The 19,412-nt window shown below is 62.8% G+C and carries 11 protein-coding genes; 8 read left to right on the top strand and 3 right to left on the bottom strand.

Annotated elements, in window-relative coordinates; genetic code table 11:
• The first annotated feature begins 114 nt into the window (after positions 1-114).
• The 6 genes from fmdA (at position 115) to ACP7B3_RS03975 (ending at position 5,734) form a co-directional block, all read left to right on the top strand.
• Positions 115-1,344 carry a formamidase gene (gene fmdA / locus ACP7B3_RS04000; protein ID WP_145165736.1) on the top strand — a complete coding sequence of 410 codons (1,230 nt, stop codon included), beginning with the start codon at positions 115-117 and terminating at the stop codon, positions 1,342-1,344.
• A gap of 2 nt (positions 1,345-1,346) precedes the next feature.
• On the top strand, positions 1,347-1,694 hold the full coding sequence (locus ACP7B3_RS03995) for an FmdB family zinc ribbon protein (RefSeq protein WP_145165735.1): 348 nt from the start codon (positions 1,347-1,349) through the stop codon (positions 1,692-1,694).
• A gap of 15 nt (positions 1,695-1,709) precedes the next feature.
• On the top strand, positions 1,710-2,753 hold the full coding sequence (locus ACP7B3_RS03990) for an aliphatic amidase (RefSeq protein ID WP_242198407.1): 1,044 nt from the start codon (positions 1,710-1,712) through the stop codon (positions 2,751-2,753).
• Between the two features lie 3 nt (positions 2,754-2,756).
• The gene (locus ACP7B3_RS03985; RefSeq protein ID WP_426177993.1) at positions 2,757-3,713 is read left to right on the top strand and encodes an AAA family ATPase; all 957 of its coding nucleotides are present in this window, start codon (positions 2,757-2,759) and stop codon (positions 3,711-3,713) included.
• A 67-nt stretch (positions 3,714-3,780) separates the two neighbouring features.
• Entirely contained in the window at positions 3,781-4,353 is a 573-nt protein-coding gene (locus ACP7B3_RS03980) for a DUF2239 family protein (RefSeq protein WP_242198402.1), read from the top strand.
• A gap of 25 nt (positions 4,354-4,378) precedes the next feature.
• Positions 4,379-5,734: an MATE family efflux transporter gene (locus tag ACP7B3_RS03975; protein WP_242198400.1), complete on the top strand. Its 1,356-nt coding sequence runs from the start codon at positions 4,379-4,381 to the stop codon at positions 5,732-5,734.
• A gap of 7 nt (positions 5,735-5,741) precedes the next feature.
• Here the strand turns inward: ACP7B3_RS03975 and ACP7B3_RS03970 are convergent, their stop codons facing one another.
• A complete protein-coding gene (locus ACP7B3_RS03970) occupies positions 5,742-6,317 on the bottom strand; it encodes a TetR/AcrR family transcriptional regulator (protein ID WP_262206137.1) in 576 nt (191 codons plus the stop codon).
• 141 nt (positions 6,318-6,458) lie between these two features.
• Here ACP7B3_RS03970 and ACP7B3_RS03965 point away from each other — a divergent pair, with 141 nt between their 5' ends.
• Positions 6,459-7,631, top strand: coding sequence for an MFS transporter (locus ACP7B3_RS03965; protein ID WP_242198397.1), 1,173 nt, complete (start codon positions 6,459-6,461; stop codon positions 7,629-7,631).
• Here the strand turns inward: ACP7B3_RS03965 and ACP7B3_RS03960 are convergent, their stop codons facing one another.
• Together ACP7B3_RS03960 and ACP7B3_RS03955 are read right to left on the bottom strand one after the other, a co-directional pair.
• Positions 7,632-7,997, bottom strand: a complete 366-nt coding sequence (locus ACP7B3_RS03960; protein WP_145165728.1) for a type II toxin-antitoxin system HicB family antitoxin — start codon at positions 7,995-7,997, stop codon at positions 7,632-7,634.
• Positions 7,994-8,245 (bottom strand): type II toxin-antitoxin system HicA family toxin, encoded by a 252-nt coding sequence (locus tag ACP7B3_RS03955; protein WP_262206135.1) that lies wholly within the window; start codon positions 8,243-8,245, stop codon positions 7,994-7,996. The genes ACP7B3_RS03960 and ACP7B3_RS03955 overlap by 4 nt, the downstream gene beginning before the upstream one ends.
• 209 nt (positions 8,246-8,454) lie before the next feature.
• On the opposite strand from ACP7B3_RS03955, the gene ACP7B3_RS03950 reads away from it, so the two are divergent.
• Positions 8,455-19,410: an amino acid adenylation domain-containing protein gene (locus ACP7B3_RS03950; protein ID WP_426177989.1), complete on the top strand. Its 10,956-nt coding sequence runs from the start codon at positions 8,455-8,457 to the stop codon at positions 19,408-19,410.
• Positions 19,411-19,412: the final 2 nt, after the last annotated feature.

Below are 19,412 nucleotides of genomic sequence, written 5' to 3'. Positions count from 1 at the left end.
AGTTGTTTTGTGTCTGCTTTGAAAATCTCATACGTCATCCAACGTATTTCCGGTTTTCCCTGGCTCCCCGAGACTGGATTCCACGCACCAGACCATCCGCCCAGGAGCCAGTCCATGACCGAAACGCTGATCAAAGTCGACCTCAACCAGCCCGTCACTGAAAACGAAAATATCCATAACCGCTGGCACCCGGATATCCCGATGGCGTGCTGGGTGAAGCCCGGCGATGACTTCATTCTGGAAACCTACGACTGGACCGCCGGCGCGATCAAGAACAACGATGACGCCAGTGACGTGCGCGACGTGGACCTGTCCACCGTGCATTACCTGTCAGGCCCGGTGGGTGTGCACGGCGCCGAGCCGGGTGATTTGTTGGTGGTGGACTTGCTCGATATCGGCGCCAAGGCGGATTCGCAGTGGGGCTTCAACGGCTTCTTCTCACGGCAGAACGGCGGCGGCTTTCTCACCGATCATTTCCCCAGCGCACAAAAAGCCATCTGGGATTTCAAAGGCATGTTCACCCGTTCTCGGCACATTCCGGGGGTTAACTTTGCCGGCCTGATCCACCCCGGCCTGATCGGCTGCCTGCCCGACCCGGTGATGCTCGCCGACTGGAACCGCCGCGAGCAGGAACTGATCGACACCAACCCGACCCGCGTGCCACCGCTGGCCAATGCGCCACTGGCCGCCACCGCGCACATGGGCAAGCTCAAGGGCCAGGCCCGTGACGATGCGGCTGCGACCGGCGCGCGCACGGTGCCGCCGCGTGAGCATGGCGGTAACTGCGATATCAAGGACCTGTCGCGCGGTTCGAAGATTTTTTTCCCGGTCTATGTCAACGGTGCCGGGTTGTCGGTGGGTGACCTGCACTTCAGCCAGGGCGACGGCGAGATCACCTTTTGCGGCGCCATCGAAATGGCCGGCTGGGTGCACATGAAGGTCGAGCTGATCAAGGGCGGCATGGCCAAGTATGGGATCAAGAACCCGGTGTTCAAGCCCAGCCCGATCACACCGAACTACAAGAATTACCTGATCTTCGAAGGCATCTCGGTGGACGAACAGGGCCAGCAGCACTACCTGGACGTCAACGTCGCCTACCGCCAGGCCTGCCTGAATGCGATCAACTACCTGACCAAGTTTGGCTACTCGCCGGCCCAGGGCTATGCCTTGCTCGGCTCGGCGCCGGTGCAGGGGCATATCAGCGGTGTGGTGGATATTCCGAATGCCTGCGCGACCTTGTGGCTGCCGACGGAAATCTTCGAGTTCGACATCAACCCCAATGCCAACGGCCCCACCCAGTTCCTCGACGGCAGCGTCGACCTGCCCATTGCCCCGGACCTGTAGCCATGCCGACTTACGAATATGCCTGTGACACCTGCGGCACGTTCACGATGTTGCGGCCCATCGCCCAACGCAACGAGCCCAGCCAGTGCCCGTACTGCGAAGGGCCGGGCGGCCCGCTCAGGGTCTCGGCCCCGGCACTGCAAACGCTGTCGGCCAACCAGCGCAAGGCTATCGCCGGCAACGAGCGCAGCGCCCATGCGCCGCAAACCGTCGGCGAATACCAGCAAAGCCGCAAACATCCGGCCGGTTGCAGCTGCTGCGGCACCCGCAAAAAAGTCGAGCCGAGCAAGGCCAACCCCTTGGGCCTCAAGACCAGGACCGGGCCACGGCCGTGGATGATCAGTCACTAGACCAGGAGTGATGTTATGCGTCATGGCGATATTTCCAGCAGCCCAGACACCGTCGGTGTCGCGGTGGTGAACTACAAGATGCCGCGCCTGCATTCCAAGGCCGAGGTCATCGACAACGCGAAGAAAATCGCCGGGATTATCCTCGGCATGAAGCAGGGCTTGCCCGGCATGGACCTGGTGGTGTTCCCCGAATACAGCACCATGGGCATCATGTACGACCACGACGAGATGATGGCCACGGCCGCGAGCATCCCCGGCGAAGAGACGGCGATCTTCTCGGCAGCGTGCCGCCAGGCCAACACCTGGGGCGTATTTTCCCTGACCGGCGAGCGCCACGAGGAGCACCCGCACAAGGCGCCGTACAACACGCTGGTGCTGATCAATAACCTCGGCGAAATCGTGCAGCGCTACCGCAAGTGCATCCCGTGGTGCCCCATCGAGGGTTGGTATCCGGGTGACCGCACCTATGTGTGCGATGGGCCCAAGGGCATGAAGATCAGCCTGATTATCTGCGACGACGGCAATTACCCGGAGATCTGGCGCGACTGCGCGATGAAGGGCGCCGAGTTGATCGTGCGCTGTCAGGGTTATATGTACCCGGCCAAAGAGCAGCAGGTGCAGATGTCCAAGAGCATGGCCTGGGCGAATAACTGCTATGTGGCAGTGGCCAACGCGGCGGGGTTCGATGGGGTGTATTCGTACTTCGGCCACTCGGCGATCATCGGCTTTGACGGGCGCACCCTGGGTGAGTGCGGCGAGGAAGAGATGGGCATCCAGTACGCGCAACTGTCGGTGTCGCAGATTCGCGATGCGCGGGCCAACGACCAGTCGCAGAACCACCTGTTCAAGTTGCTGCACCGTGGCTATACCGGCATGCATGCCTCGGGCGATGGCGACAAGGGCGTGGCGGACTGCCCGTTCGAGTTCTACCGCACCTGGGTGCTGGACGCGCAAAAGGCTCAGGAGAATGTCGAAAAAATCACCCGCAGCACCGTGGGTGTCGCCGAGTGCCCGGTGGGGCAACTGCCCCATGGCGGCAAAGAAAAAGGGGTGGAGTAGGGCATGCGGTTTACCTTTGAACCGGCGCAGGTGATGGCGCTGTTGCGCAGTCGCATCGTTGGCCAGGAGGCGGCGCTGGCGCAGGTGGAGCGGCTGCTCAAGGTGGTCAAGGCCGACATCGGCGAGCGCGATCGGCCATTGAGCGTCAACCTGTTCATGGGCCCGACCGGCGTTGGCAAAACCGAAATCGTGCGCCTGCTGGCCCAGGCGCTGCATGGCCGGGCCGACGGGTTTTGCCGCATCGACATGCACACCCTGGCCCAGGAGCATTACGCCGCCGCGCTGACCGGCGCGCCGCCGGGGTACGTGGGCAGCAAGGAAGGCATCAGCCTGTTCAACAGCGAATTGATCCAGGGCAGCTACAGCCGCCCTGGCATCGTGTTGTTCGATGAACTGGAAAAAGCCAGCCAGGAGGTGGTGTGCAGCCTGCTGGGCATTCTTGAAAACGGCCAACTGACCCTGGCGGGTGGCACGCGCACCCTGGATTTTCGTAACAGCCTGATTTTCATGACCAGCAACATCGGCGCGCACCAGGCGCGTCGTCATCGCCAACGCTTCGCTCAGGGCTGGCGGCGGCTGCTGCGGGTATTTGTGCGGGGCGAAGCGGCGGTGTTGGAAGAGGCGTTGCACGGGCATTTCGAGCCGGAGTTTCTCAACCGCATCGACCGTATCCTGATGTTCGAACCCCTCGACAAGCGCTGGCTTGATGCGCTGCTGGACGTGGAGCTGGAGAAGCTCAACCAGCGTCTGGCGGCGCACCAGCGCTCATTAAGCATGGATGCGTCGGCGCGGGCATGGTTGTGTCGCCAGCACGACGCACGGTTTGGCGCGCGTGCGCTGGGCCGCCGTGTACGGGTGGAGCTGGAGCCGGCGATCGCGGAGTGCTTGCTGCGCGATCCTGCTGTGCAAGGGATGCGAGTAACGGTGCGGGGTGAACACTTGGACGTTTCGCGACAATAGCCTTGCATGCTCACCAATTAGGGCTAATATGATCCGGGTAAAACAAATAACATCCGGGTAATAAGCCATGTCTACGCAACACACACCGCTGTGCACTGCCTTCTTCCGTCACCAGCGCGTGGCGGCCGGCGCCTATTCGGCGGTGGCCGAAACCCTGGCAGGGCTGGACCTGACAGCCGGCACCTTCCTGGTCTTTGATGACGCCACCGGCGCCCAAGTCGATTACCCATGGCCTGGCGGTTATGTGCCCGAGCAACCCGCAGACACAGCAATCGACGAAGAGCTTCCCGCAGCCCCAACGGTGGGCCGCCCGAAGCTGGGTGTGGTCGCGCGGGAAGTCACGCTGCTGCCGCGCCACTGGGAATGGCTGGGCCAACAACCCGGCGGCGCCTCGGCGGCCTTGCGCCGGTTGGTGGATGAAGCGCGAAATGCCAGCGCTGGCCGTGATCAGGCGCGCCAGGCCAAGGAAGCCAGCTATCGTTTCATGAGTGCCATCGGCGGCGACCTGCCTGGGTTTGAAGACGCCTCGCGGGCATTGTTCGCTGAAGATGCGGCGGCCTTTGCGAGCAAGATCGGGCACTGGCCGAGGGATGTGCAGACGTACCTGGCCTGGCTGTCGCGCAATGCTTTCCCCGTCTAACAATAATTCCGGGACTCGAACGACCATGGAAGTCACTCAGCAACGGCCGTTGTGGCAGATCTACCTGATTTTTTTGGCACCGATGGTGCTGTCCAATTTTCTGCAAAGCTTTTCCGGCACCCTCAACGGCATCTATGTCGGGCAAATGCTCGGCACCCAGGCGCTGGCGGCGGTGTCGGGGATGTTTCCCATCGTGTTTTTCTTTATTGCCCTGGTGATCGGCCTGGGGGCGGGCGCTTCGGTGCTGATCGGCCAGGCCTGGGGCGCGCAGGAAACCGGCATGGTGAAGGTGATCACCGGTGCGACGCTGACCCTTGGCGCGCTGGTAGGCCTGATCGCGGCGGTGCTCGGCAGCCTGTTCGCGCGCCCGGCCCTGCAGGCGCTGGGCACCCCGATGGATGTGCTCGACGATGCCGTGGGTTATGCCCAGGTGATGATGCTGATCATGCCGCTGCTGTTGGTCTTCATCCTCTATACCCAATTGCTGCGCGGCGTCAGTGACACGATCTCGCCGCTGCTGGCGCTGATGGTCTCGACCCTGATCGGCCTGTTGCTGACGCCGGCGCTGATTCGCGGCTGGATCGGCCTGCCGCCCATGGGCATCCAGAGCGCGGTGTACGCGGGGCTGGTCGGTAATGCCTCGGCGATGCTGTTTTTGATCCTGCGCCTGCGCCACAAGAACCATGTGATGGCGCCGGACCGTGAATTGCTGGCTGCCTTGCGCCTGGACCGGGCGATCCTCGGCAAAGTGCTGCGCATCGGCTTGCCGACCGGCTTGCAGATGGTGGTGTTGTCGCTGTCCGAATTGGTCATTCTTGCGCTGGTCAACAGCCACGGTTCCCAGGCCACGGCGGCGTATGGCGCGGTGACGCAGATCGTCAATTACGTGCAGTTCCCGGCGCTGTCGATTGCCATTACCGCTTCGATCCTCGGTGCCCAGGCGATTGGCGCCGGGCGCCTGGAGCGAATCGGGCCGATCCTGCGCACCGGCCTGTTGATCAACACCTGCCTGACCGGTGGATTGATTGTGCTCGGCTACCTGTTGTCGCACTGGCTGCTGGGGCTGTTCATCACCGACGACGCCGCGCGGCTTAATGCCGAGCACCTGCTGCACATTATGCTCTGGAGCGTTTTGGTCTTCGGCTTTCAGGCGGTGGTGGGCGGCATCATGCGCGCCAGCGGCGTGGTGCTGATGCCGGTCGCCATCTCGATTTTCTGCGTGCTGTGTGTGGAGCTGCCGATGGCGTATGTGCTCAATGCGCACTTCGGCCTGCAAGGTGTGTGGATGGCGTTTCCGGTGACCTACCTGGCGATGCTGGCGCTGCAGACTGCGTATTACCGGCTGGTGTGGCGGCATAAGCAGATCAAGCGGCTGGTGTAGCGCGGGCTTATTGCTTCAAGCCGCGCAGCAGTAACTCCAGACCCTGCAAGCCTTGCTCCAGACGGTCGCCCGGGTGTTCATCGCGGGCGATCCACAGCGCGGTGTTGACCAGGCTGCCATTGATCAACTGCGCCAGCGCGACGCTGGGGCCCTGTTCGATGGCACCGGCCTGCATCAAGCCCTCAAGCAACTGGCACAGCGACGCGACGCAGTGTTGCTGCGACCCGGTATCGCCGAGCACGGCTGGCGCATCCTGCAAAACGATGCGTTGGATTTCGTCGTCCTGGGCCATGCGCAAATACGTTCGGCAGCGTTCGCGAAAACCTTCCCACGGGTCCTGGGCCTGATCGGTGATGTGCTGCAGTCGCGCGTCCATTTCGCTGTCGAGTTGGGCGACCACGGCGGCCAACAGGCCTTTCTTGTCACCAAAGTGATGGTACAACGCACCACGGGTCAGGCCGGCGCGCGCGGTGAAGTCGTCCATCGACGTGTTGGCATAGCCCTGTGTGGCGAAGGCTTGGCGGGCGCTGGCGATCAGGCGGGCGCGGGTTTCTTCGATTATTTCGGCACGGGCTCGGCTCATGGGGTGGGCTCGCGAGGGTGTTTGAGGGTTTGACATACGCTGCGTATGTTACGCATGATTTGCCACATACGCACCGTATGTATATTGCCTTGATGCCTGCCGATAGCAAGCTTCAAGGTCTTGAGGAAGAGGTCAAGCAGGATGGCAAATCCCTACGCCGAGTTGTTCCACGCCCCTGGCAGCCGGGCTTTTGTACTGGCCGGCATGCTTGCGCGCATGCCGATATCGATGACCGGTATCGGCCTGATCACCATGCTGTCGCAAGTGCATGGCGGCTTTGGCCTGGCGGGCGCGGTGGCGGCGGTGTTTGCCTTGGCCACGGCGTTTTGTGCGCCGCAGGTTTCGCGGTTAGTGGACCGCTACAGCCAGGGCAGGGTGCTGCCGATAGCGGCGCTGATTGGCGGTGGGGCGTTGTTGCTGTTGCTGTTGTGCACCTGGTTGCAGGCGCCAAGCTGGACGTTGTTTGTGTTCGCCGGCCTGGCCGGTTGCATGCCCAATATGTCGGCCATGGTGCGGGCGCGCTGGACCGAGTTGTACCGCGGCCAGCCCAAGTTGCAGACCGCGTTTGCCCTTGAATCGGTGCTCGACGAGGTGTGTTTCATCATCGGCCCGCCGATCTCGGTGGGCCTGAGTGTGGTGCTGTTCCCGGAAGCCGGGCCCTTGGTGGCAGCGCTGCTGTTGGCGGTGGGGGTGACCACCTTCGTGCTGCAACGCGCAACTGAGCCGCCGGTGCATGAACATCAGGACCATCACGGCCGCTGGCTGATCGCCTCACCGTCGGTACTGATCCTGATGATCCTGTTGCTGGCCATGGGCGTGATTGTCGGCGTGGTGGACGTGGTCAGCGTCGCGTTCGCCCAGCATCAAGGCCAACCGGCGGCGGCGAGCATCGTGCTTTCGGTGTATGCCATTGGCTCGTGCCTGGCGGGGTTGGCGTTCGGCACGCTCAAGCTCAAGGCGCCGTTGCCCCGCCAGTTTCTGTTCTGCGGCGTGGCGACGGCGTTGACCACCTTGCCGTTGTTGCTGGTGACAAATATCCCCGGGCTGGCCGTGGCCATCTTCATCTCAGGCTTGTTCTTTGCCCCGACGCTGATCGTGTCCATGGCCCTGGTGGAGCGGATCGTCCCGCCCAGCCGCCTGACCGAAGGCATGACCTGGTTGATCACCGGCCTGAGTATCGGGGTGGCCATTGGGGCCGCCAGCTCGGGTTGGATGATCGACCATTTCGGCGCCACCAGCGGGTTCTGGGTGGCGCTGGTGGCGGGTGCGGTGGTGCTGGGCTCAGCGCTGCTGGGCTATCGAAGGTTGGGCTGATCAGCCGATCGCCGGAGAAGGTTCTGCGCAATGATGTTGCAAAAACTCATTCAGCGCCTGGCGCGTCAGGTCATTGAGCGTCACTTTCTTACGGGTCGCTGCCAGGGCTGCGGCCAGATGCAGGTCATGGCCGACCCGCACGTTGAAGGAACCCTTGCACGGTTTCTCCGGTGTTTGCCCGAGGGTGTGGCACGTCGCGAGGTAGTCTTCCACGGCCTCTCGAAAGGCCACGTCCAGCTCCGCGACGGTTTTGCCCTCATAGCTGACCAGCGCCTTGATAAACAGCACTTTGCCAAACAGGCAATTGTCTTCGAGGCTGGCTTCGATAGAGCCGATGTAGCCGTTGTGTTTCAGTTGGTTGTTCACTGAATCAGTTCTCCTGATTTCAATTGTTCGATGATCTGGCGCCGAATGTAGTGTTTCAGTTCGTTGCCGGGGTGAGGCTTGTGCAAGGTGATCATTGCACTGGGGTCGCCGATGTCGAATTTGACGCGGCTTCCAGCCCCTTCAATCTGTGTGTAGCCAAGACGCTTGAGTAGCGTTTCGAGCTCTGGCCAGGTAAAGGCCATGCGCTCGTTGAGCAGTTTGGCGAGCAGCTTTTCATTTTTGGACACGGCGTTCCCTGCGTGTAACTAAATGTAGTTGCAAAAAGTGGTGTTCGTCAATGCTAGCCCGGCTTCGTGTGTCTTTGCTGAGATTGATGTAACCCTTGATGACACCGCGCCTCACGCCCTTCATCCCCCGCTAATTTTTCCCCGCCCGGTTCGTTTTATAGGGACGACGTGCCTTTGTGCTTCCTGCCTATTGCTCCGGACTCCAAGAAATGAATGCTGAAGACTCCTTGAAACTTGCTCGCCGGTTTATCGGGTTGCCCCTGGAAAAACGCCAAGTATTCCTGCAGGCCTTGCAGAAAGAGGGCGTGGATTTTTCCCGGTTTCCGATTCCGGCGAGTGTGGAGGCAGAGGATCGCCAGGCGCTCTCGTACGCGCAGCAGCGCATGTGGTTTCTGTGGCAATTGGACCCGGCCAGCGGCGCCTACAACCTGCCCGGCGCGGTGCGGCTCAAGGGCGCGCTCAGCCTGCGTGCGCTGGAGCAAGCCTTCGCCAGCCTGGTGGCGCGGCATGAAACCTTGCGCACAGTCTTCCAGCGCCAGGCCGATGAACGCCTGACCCAGGTTTCGATAGAGCCCTCGCTTGTCGTCGAGCACCTGGACTTCAGCGCCATGGCCGCCGTTGAGCAGGAGCAGGCCGTCAACGACGCGGCGACGCGTCAATCGCTGTTGCCGTTCGATTTGGAACACGGCCCTTTGCTGCGCGTGCAGTTGCTCAAGCTCAACGCGCAGGAGCATGTGCTGCTGCTGACCCTGCACCACATCGTCTCCGACGGCTGGTCGATGAACGTGCTGATCGACGAGTTCATCCGCTGCTACGACGCCCATGAGCGCAACGAGGCGCCGCAATTGCCGGCGCTGCCGATCCAGTACAGCGACTACGCTCTGTGGCAGCGCCGCTGGTTGGAAGCAGGGGAGCAGGCACGTCAGCTCGCGTACTGGCAGGCGCGTCTGGGCGACGAGCATCCGGTGCTGGAACTGCCAACCGATCACCCGCGTCCAGCGATGCCGAGTTATCAGGGCACTCGCCATCATTTCGCGATTGACCCAAGCCTGGCCGCGCAACTGCGAACCTGCGCGCAAAAGCACAACGTCACGCTGTTCATGCTGTTGCTGGGTGCTTTCAATGTGCTGCTGCACCGTTACACCGGGCAGGCAGACATTCGCGTCGGCGTGCCGATCGCCAATCGCAACCGTACCGAAGTCGAAGGGCTGATCGGCTTTTTCGTCAACACGCAAGTCCTGCGCACCGAACTGACCGGGCAAACCCGCGTTGGCGAACTGCTGCAAGGCATCAAGGAACACGCGCTGGGCGCCCAGGCTCATCAGGAGTTGCCCTTTGAGCGCCTGGTGGAGGCCCTCAAGGTCGAGCGCAGCCTGAGCCATACGCCGCTGTTTCAGGTGATGTACAACCACCAGCCGGTGGTGGCCGACATCGCCAGCGTCAGCACCGCTTCAGGCCTTGAGCTTTCGCTGGTGGAATGGCAAGGGCGCACCACCCAATTCGACCTGACCCTCGATACCTATGAGAAGTCCGGCACCCTGCATGCTGCGCTGACCTATGCCAATGACCTGTTCGAGGCGCCTTCCATTGCGCGCATGGCCCGTCACTGGATCAGCCTGTTACAGGCCATGGTGGCCGACGGCGAACAGCGCATTGGCGAATTGCCGATGCTCGGAGCCGATGAGCAGCACGTACTGACCCATGCGTGGAACCAGACTGACGAAGCCTACCCAACCGAGCGCGGTATCCATCAACTGATCGAGGACCAGGTGCAGCGCACGCCGGATGCACCCGCGCTGGTATTCGGCGAAACCGCGTTGACCTACGCCCAACTCAACGCCCGCGCCAACCAACTGGCGCATGCTTTGCGCGAGCAGGGCGTAGGCCCGGACGTGCTGGTGGGGCTGTGCGTCGAGCGCTCCGTCGAAATGGTCGTGGGTCTGCTGGCGGTCCTCAAGGCCGGTGGCGCCTACGTGCCGCTGGACCCGGAATATCCTCAGGAACGCCTGGCCTACATGATCGAAGACAGTGGCATCACGCTGCTGCTCAGCCAGCAAAGCCTGCTGGCCATCTTGCCTGTCGAAGGTATTCAGGTGATTGCCCTCGACCAGCCGGCCAGTTGGCTGGATGGCTACAGCAGTGCCTCGCCCGACAGCGGCGTTCACGCACTCAACCTGGCCTACGTGATTTACACCTCCGGCTCGACCGGCAAGCCCAAGGGCGCAGGCAACAGCCATCGCGCCTTGGTCAACCGCTTGTGCTGGATGCAGCAAGCCTACGAATTGACGGCCAGTGATGCGGTGCTGCAGAAAACCCCGTTCAGTTTTGACGTGTCCGTGTGGGAATTTTTCTGGCCGCTGATGACCGGCGCGCGCCTGGTGGTCGCGGCCCCCGGCGAACACCGCGAGCCGGCCCGGCTGATCGAAACCATTGGCCGCCACGCCATCACCACGTTGCACTTCGTGCCGTCGATGTTGCAGGCGTTTATCCATGAGCCGGGCGTGCAAGCCTGTGCCAGCCTCACACGCATCGTGTGCAGCGGTGAAGCCTTGCCGCTGGATGCGCAACGGCAGGTCTTTGCCAAGCTGCCAGCAGCCGGGTTGTTCAACCTCTACGGCCCGACCGAAGCGGCCATCGACGTGACCCACTGGACCTGCATCGATGAAGGCGCCGACAGCGTGCCCATCGGGCGGCCCATCGCTAACCTCGCCACCTATGTGCTCGACGCTCAACTCAACCCGGTGCCCGCCGGTGTGTCCGGCGAGTTGTACCTGGGCGGCACTGGCCTGGCGCGCAGTTATCATCGGCGCCCGGCGCTGACTGCCGAGCGTTTTGTGCCGAGCCCGTTCGTCAACGGCGAGCGCCTTTATCGCACCGGCGACCGCGTGCGTCAGCGCACTGACGGCGTGATCGAATACCTCGGCCGTCTTGATCACCAGGTTAAATTGCGCGGCTTGCGCATTGAGCTGGGCGAAATCGAAACGCGCCTGCTCCAACACCCTTCGGTGCGCGAGGCGGTGGTGCTGGTGCAGGGTGGCAAGCAGTTGGTCGCCTACCTGGTGCTCGACAGCGAGGAGCCAGCGGACCTCAAGGCCTGGCTGCTCAGCAGCTTGCCGGAATACATGGTGCCGACCCATTTCGTCGTGCTCGCCCAGTTGCCGGTCACCGCCAACGGCAAGCTCGATCGCAAAGCCTTGCCACTGCCGGAGGCTGCGCCGCAACAGGCATTTATCGCGCCTTCGAGCGACCTGCAAAAAGCCCTTGCGGCGATCTGGAGTGATGTACTGGGCGTTCCACACGTGGGTGTGGACGACAACTTTTTCGAGCTGGGCGGCGATTCGATCATCTCCATCCAGGTGGTCAGCCGTGCCCGTCAGGCAGGCATTCGCCTGAGCCCGCGGGACTTGTTCCAATACCAGAGCGTGCGCAGCCTGGCGCTGGTGGCGAGCTTTGAGCAGGCAGTGGTTATGGATCAGGGGCCGGTCTCCGGTGAGGTGATTCTGACCCCGGTGCAACAGGCGTTTTTCAGCCAGGCAATTGCTGCGCGCCACCACTGGAACCAATCACTGTTGCTGACCCCGCGCGAGGCGCTGGAACCTGCGCAGTTGGACGCCGCCCTCACACAGTTGATCAACCACCACGACGCCCTGCGCCTGAGATTCACCCGGCAGGCCGATGGCTGGCAGCAAGCCCACGCCGCGCCGGCCGCTGAATCTGTGCTGTGGCAATTCAGCGTCGGCACCGAGGCTGAATTGGCCGCGTTGTGCGATGAAGCCCAGCGCAGCCTGAACCTGGAACAAGGCCCGATGCTGCGCGCAGCGTTGGTCACCCTGGCTGACGGCGCCCAGCGCCTGCTGCTGGTGGTCCATCACCTCGTGGTCGATGGCGTGTCCTGGCGCGTGCTGCTTGAGGATCTGCAACAGGCTTACCGCCAGGTCGCATTGCCCGCCAAAACCAGCAGCTACCAACAGTGGGCGCAGCAGTTGCAGGCTCACGCGCATACGCTGGAAGCGCAACTGCCTTTTTGGCTGGCGCAGTCCAGCGACGCCGAGCTGCCGTGCGACAACCCCCACGGCGGCCTGCAAAACCGCCTGGGCACGAAGCTCGAAACCCGCCTCGATGCCGAGCTGACCCGCCAACTGCTGCAAGACGCGCCAGCGGCTTATCGCACCCAGGTCAACGACCTGCTGCTGACGGCGCTGACGCGCGTGATCAGCCGCTGGAGCGGCCAGGCCGCCGCACTGATCCAGCTGGAGGGCCATGGTCGCGAAGACTTGTTCGACAGCCTCGATCTGAGCCGCACCGTCGGTTGGTTCACCAGCCTGTTTCCGGTGCGTTTACAGGCCGCAGGCGAACTGTCGGATGCAATCAAGTCGATCAAGGAGCAACTGCGCGCGGTTCCGCAAAAGGGCCTGGGCTACGGCCTGCTGCGCTATCTGGGCCAACCGCAATCGCGTGAAGCCCTGGCCGATTTGGCTGCGCCGCGTATCACCTTCAACTACCTGGGGCAGTTCGACCGCCAGTTCAACGAGGCAGCGCTTTTCGTCCCGGCCAGCGAAGGCGGCAGCCAGGCGCAGGACCCTCAAGCACCGTTGGCCAACTGGTTGACGGTGGAAGGGCAGGTGTATGGCGGTGAGTTGTCGCTGCAATGGGGTTTCAGTCGCGAGATGTTCAACGCTGCAACTATTCAGCGCCTGGCGGATGACTACGCTACGGAACTCAAGGCGTTGATCGAGCATTGCTGTGCAACGCCTGCCGGGCAGGTCACGCCATCGGACTTCCCGCTGGCGCGTATCACCCAGCAGCAACTGGATGCACTGCCCGTGGCCGGGCCGGACATCGCCGATCTCTACCCGCTGTCGCCGATGCAGCAGGGCATGTTGTTCCACACCCTGTACGCGCCCCAGGGCCAGGCCTATATCAACCAACTGCGCCTTGATATTGAAGGCCTTGACCTGCTGATTTTCGGCCGCGCCTGGCAAGCGGCACTGGACCGCCACGACATCTTGCGCAGCAGCTTCCACTGGCTGGGCCTGGACAGCGCCCATCAGGTAATCAGGCGTCAGGTCGACGTGCAGTTGCAGGTGATCGAAGACGTGAATGCCGACCTCGATGCGCTGGCCGATGCCGAGCGCTCACGCGGCTTTGAACTCAATGCCGCACCGCTGTTTCGCCTGATGCTGGTGCGCAGCACCGGTTCGGCCTGGCACTTCATCTTCACCAGCCACCACATCCTGATGGATGGCTGGAGTAACGCGCAGTTGCTCGGCGAAGTGCTTGCCCATTACGCAGGCCAGGCCGTGCCGGCGCCGCTGGGGCAGTTCCGCGATTACCTGGGCTGGCTGCAACAGCAATCGTCGGGCGAGGGCTACTGGAAAAATGCCCTGGCGCCGTTGCAAGCGCCAACCTTGCTGGCGCAGGCACTGCGTGCGCCGGTTGGCGGCGTGGGCATGGCTGACCATCAAGTGCTGCTGGACAACGACTTTACCCAGGCCCTCGGCGAATTTGCCCGCCAACAAAAAGTCACGCTCAATACTGTGCTGCAAGGCGCCTGGAGCCTGTTGCTGCAACGCTACAGCGGCCAGGCTTGCGTGGTGTTCGGCGCGACCGTCGCCGGGCGTTCAGCGCCGCTGCCGGGGATTGAGCAGCAGTTGGGCTTGTTCATCAACACCTTGCCGTTGATCAGTGCCGCGTCGCCCGCCCAATCGGCCGGCGCCTGGCTCAGCGAGCTGCAAGCCTTGAACCTCAGCTTGCGTGACCATGAACACGTGCCGCTGTACGACATCCAGGCGTGGGCCGGCCAGCAAGGTGCGGCGTTGTTCGACACCTTGCTGGTGTTCGAAAACTTCCCGGTGGCCGAAGCATTGAAGCAAGGTGCGCCCGCAGGCCTGACCTTCGGCCGCATGCACAACCATGAACGCACCAACTACCCGCTGACCCTGGGCGTCGAACTCGGTGCCGGCCTGCGCCTGGACTTCAGCTATGACCGCGCCCATTTCAGCGAGCAGCAGGTGAAGCGGCTGGGCGCCAACGTGCGTCACCTGTTGGCGCAAATGATGGCGGACGCCGGTGTGCCGCTGGGTAACCTGCAACTGCTTGACGCCGCCGCGCAGCACGAGGTACTCGCGCTCAGCCAGTCTGCCGGTGCCGCCCAGCGTCCTCAGCGCGTGCATGAGCGCATCGCTGCCCGGGCCCACGCCACACCTGATGCGCTGGCGGTTCAGGCTGGCAGTGAGCGGCTGAGCTACGCCCAGCTCAACGCCCGGGCCAACCGCTTGGCCCATCATCTGTTGGCGCTCGGCGTGGGGCCGGGCCAGCGTGTAGGCCTGGCCAGTCGGCGTGGTCCGCAGCTGATCGTCAGCCTGCTGGCGGTGCTCAAAAGCGGTGCTGCCTATGTGCCGCTGGACCCGAAATACCCGGCCGAACGTTTGGCCTACATGCTGGCAGACAGTCGTTTGAACGTGCTGCTCAGCGAAACCGGGTTGCTCGCGGATCTGCCGCTGCCGCAAGGTTTGGTCCGTGTGGATTTCAGTACGTCTGGTGAAGAACTGGACGGCTACCCGGCGACCAATCCGCCCAACACGGCGGCGGCGGCCGACCTGGCGTATGTGATCTACACCTCCGGTTCCACCGGCCTGCCCAAAGGCGTGGCCATCGATCATGCCGCGCTCGGCCAGTTCTGCGACAGCGCAGAGGCCTACAGCCGGCTCAGTGCGCAAGACCGCGTACTGCAATTTGCGACCTTCAGCTTCGACGGCTTTGTCGAGCAGTGCTACCCGCCGCTGTGCGTGGGTGCTGCCTTGATTATGCGTGGCGACGAGCTGTGGGACGCCGGCCAACTGGCGCGCGAGATCGTCGAACAGGGCGTGACCCTGGCCGACTTGCCGGCCGCTTACTGGTATTTGCTGGCCAAGGAGTGCGCCGTCGACCGCCGCACCTTGGGCAACCTGCGCCAGGTGCACGTGGGCGGTGAAGCCATGTCGGTGGAAGGCATCCGTGCCTGGCATGCGGCGGGGCTGGGCGCTGTGCGCCTGGTCAACACCTACGGGCCGACCGAGGCGACGGTGGTGTCCAGCGTGCACGATTGCCAACTGGCGGATGCCAGTGATGCGTTCGGCGTGCCGATTGGCCGCGCCATCGCAGGCCGTTCGTTGTATGTGCTCGACAGTGGTTTCGAACTGCTCGCCACCGACGGCGTCGGCGAACTGTGCATCGGCGCCGAAGCGGGCCTGGCCCAGCGCTATTTCGACCGCCCGGCCTTGACCGCCGAACGCTTCCTGCCGGACCCGTTTTCTGCTGTGCCCGGTGCACGCCTCTACCGCAGTGGCGACCTGGCGCGTTACAACGAAGCCGGTGCGTTGGAGTACGTCGGGCGTATCGACCATCAGGTAAAAATTCGTGGCTACCGCATCGAAATGGGCGAAATCGAGGCCGGCCTGCAAGCTTTGCCGCAGGTGCGTGAAGCCGCGGTGATCGCTCAGCCGAGTGCGGTTGGCATGCAACTGGTCGCCTATGTGGTACCCGCCCATGGTCACACCCTGGACGCTCAGGACCTGGCGGCCACCTTGCGCCAGTCTCTGCCCGATTACATGGTGCCGGGGCATTGGCTGGTACTTGACGCTCTGCCACTGAACAACAACGGCAAGCTTGACCGCCGTGCGCTGCCGGCGCCTGACCTGAACCTGCGTCAACAGGCGTATGTGGCCCCGCAAAGCCCGCTCCAAGTGCAATTGGCGGCGATCTGGCAAGCGGTGTTGCAGGTCGAGCAGGTCGGCCTGACGGATCACTTCTTCGAGCTGGGCGGCCATTCGTTGTTGGCCACCCAAGTGATTTCCCGCGTGCGTCATGAGTTGAAACTGGAAGTGCCGCTGCGCGCACTGTTTGAGCAGCCGACGCTGCAAGGGTTTGCCACCGCTTGCGTGGGCGCGCAGGGGCACACGGCGCTGCCGCTGACTGCCGTAGGGCGTGACCAGCCCTTGGCATTGTCTTACGCCCAGGAGCGCCAGTGGTTCCTCTGGCAACTGGACCCTGAGAGCGCCGCCTACCACGTGCCCACCGCATTACGCCTGAAGGGTCACCTGAACAAAGCGGCATTGCAGCGCGCCTTCGATACGTTGGTGGCGCGTCACGAAAGCCTGCGCACTCACCTGCACCAGGATGGCGAGCGTACCGTGCAAGTGATCAGCCCGCAGGCGCAGGTCGAGCTGACCTTGGCCGATACGGACGAGGCGGGCCTTAAAGCCCAGGTGGAAGCGCGGATCACCCAACCATTCGACTTGCGCAGGGGCCCGTTGATGCGTGTCAGCCTGCTGCGTCTGGCCGAGGATGAACACGTGTTGGTGCTGGTGCAGCACCACATCATCTCCGACGGTTGGTCGATGCAAGTGATGGTCGACGAGTTGGTCCAACTCTACGCCGCTTACAGTCAGGGCCAACTGCCGCAGCTGCCGGCCCTGCCGATTCAATACGCCGACTATGCCCAGTGGCAGCGCGATTGGATGGACGCCGGTGAGAAAAACCGACAGCTCGACTACTGGCGTGACGTGCTCGGCGGCGAGCAGCCGGTGCTTGAATTGCCGTTCGATCATCAGCGCCCAGCGGTGCCGACGCATCGCGGTGCGCGCCTGAGTATTGCATTGCCGGCGCCGTTGCTTGATGGCCTCAAGGGACTGGCGCAGCGTGAGGGCGTGACCTTGTTCATGCTGTTGTTGGCGTCTTACCAGGTCTTGCTGCACCGCTACAGTGGCCAGCAAGACATCCGCGTCGGCGTGCCGGTTGCCAACCGTCATCGAGTCGAGACCGAGCGTCTTATCGGTTTCTTCGTCAACACCCAGGTGCTCAAGGCCGAGATCGACGGGCACACCACCGTCAGCCAATTGCTCGCTCAGGTCAAACAGCGTGCCCTCCAGGCTCAGGCCCATCAGGACTTACCATTCGAACAGCTGGTTGAGGCACTGCACCCCGAGCGCAGCCTCAGTTTGAGCCCGTTGTTCCAGGTCGCGTTCAACCACCACATCAGCCTGTCAGGCCAGCACTTGCAGCGCCTGGGCGAGTTGCAAATGAGCCCGGTCAGCTGGGACGAAGCCGTTGCACAATTTGACCTGACCCTGGACATCGAGGAGTCGAAGGACCAACTGGGCGCATCGTTGAGTTACGCCACCGATCTATTTGATGCCAGCACCATTGAGCGCATGGCGCGTCACTGGCAAAACCTGTTGCAGGCGATGGTTGCCGATGTGCAGCAGAACATTGGCCAATTGAACCTGTTGGACAGCGACGAGCAGCAACACATTCTGAACCTGTGGGATCAGACCGATGCAGGCTTCGCGAACCAGCGGCTGGTGCATGAGTTGGTAGCTGACCGTGCGCGCGAAACTGCCGATGCCGTGGCAGTGAAATTTGATGCGCAAACCCTGACTTACGCTCAGCTCGATGCTCAGGCCAATCGCCTGGCGCATGCGCTGATCGCCCGCGGTGTCGGCCCGGAAGTGCGCGTGGCCATCGCCATGCCGCGCAGTGCCGAGATCATGGTCGCGTTCCTCGCGGTCATGAAAGCCGGTGGTGTGTATGTACCGCTGGATATCGAATACCCACGTGATCGCCTGCTGTACATGATGCAAGACAGCCGCGCGAAGTTGTTGCTGACGCACACCAGTGCCTTGCAGCAACTACCGATACCGCAAGGCCTGGACAGCCTGGCGATTGATCGCACCGAATTGTGGTGTGATTACAGCGATACCGCGCCCGAGGTGCAGTTGGACGGCGACAACCTCGCGTACGTGATCTACACCTCAGGCTCCACCGGCATGCCCAAGGGCGTTGCCGTTTCCCACGGCCCGTTGGTGGCGCATATCATCGCCACCGGCGAACGCTATGAAACGTCCCCCGCCGATTGCGAACTGCACTTCATGTCCTTCGCGTTCGACGGCGCCCACGAAGGCTGGATGCACCCGCTGATCAATGGCGCCAGTGTGCTGATCCGCGACGATAGCCTGTGGCTGCCGGAATACACCTACGCACAAATGCACCGCCATAACGTGACCATGGCCGTGTTCCCGCCGGTGTACCTGCAACAGCTGGCTGAACATGCCGAGCGCGACGGTAACCCACCGCCAGTGCGTGTTTACTGCTTCGGCGGTGACGCAGTGGCGCAGGCCAGCTACGACCTGGCGTGGCGTGCGCTGAAACCGACGTACCTGTTCAACGGCTACGGCCCGACGGAAACCGTGGTCACGCCGCTGCTATGGAAAGCCCATCGTGGCGACCCCTGCGGCGCCGTCTACGCACCGATTGGCACACTGCTGGGCAACCGCAGCGGCTATGTGCTGGATTCGCAACTGAACCTGCAACCGATCGGCGTGGCAGGTGAGTTGTACCTGGGCGGGGAGGGCGTGGCTCGCGGTTATCTGGAGCGTCCGGCACTGACTGCCGAGCGCTTTGTGCCGGACCCGTTCGGCAAACCTGGCAGCCGTGTGTATCGCAGCGGTGACCTCACCCGTGGTCGCCCTGATGGTGTGGTGGATTACCTCGGCCGCGTCGACCATCAGGTAAAAATCCGTGGGTTCCGTATCGAGCTGGGCGAAATCGAAGCACGTCTGCGCGAACAGGACAGCGTCGGTGAAACCGTGGTTGTGGCCCAGGACGGCCCGACCGGCAAACAGCTGGTGGCGTATGTCGTGCCGGCCGATGCAAGCCTGGCGAACGCAGCCGAGTTCCGCGACAGCTTGCGCCGTGCCCTGAAAACCCGCTTGCCGGACTACATGGTGCCCGCGCATTTCATGTTCCTGGCGCAGATGCCGCTGACCCCCAACGGCAAGCTTGACCGCAAGGGCTTGCCCGAACCGGATGCGAGCCAGATGCAGCAACAGTATGTGGCCCCCGAAACCGAACTGGAGCAGCAGATCGCCGCGATCTGGGCCCAAGTGTTGCGTCTGCCGCACGTGGGCTTGAACGACAACTTCTTCGAAGTCGGCGGCCATTCCCTGCTGGCGATCCAGATCACTTCACGGGTCCAGGCCGAACTGGGCCTGGAGGTGCCGCTGGTGGAAGTGTTCCAGACCGAATCGTTGCGCGCCTATGCCCAGGCGGCTGCCACCTTCCGCGCCGGCACGGCGGAAGACTTTGATGATCTTCGTGACTTTTTGAGCGAACTAGAGGCGATTTGAAC

The sequence above is a fragment of the Pseudomonas sp. TWRC1-2 genome (assembly GCF_049896685.1).
Classification (GTDB): Bacteria; Pseudomonadota; Gammaproteobacteria; order Pseudomonadales; family Pseudomonadaceae; genus Aquipseudomonas.
This window is presented reverse-complemented; position numbering and strand designations above follow the sequence as displayed.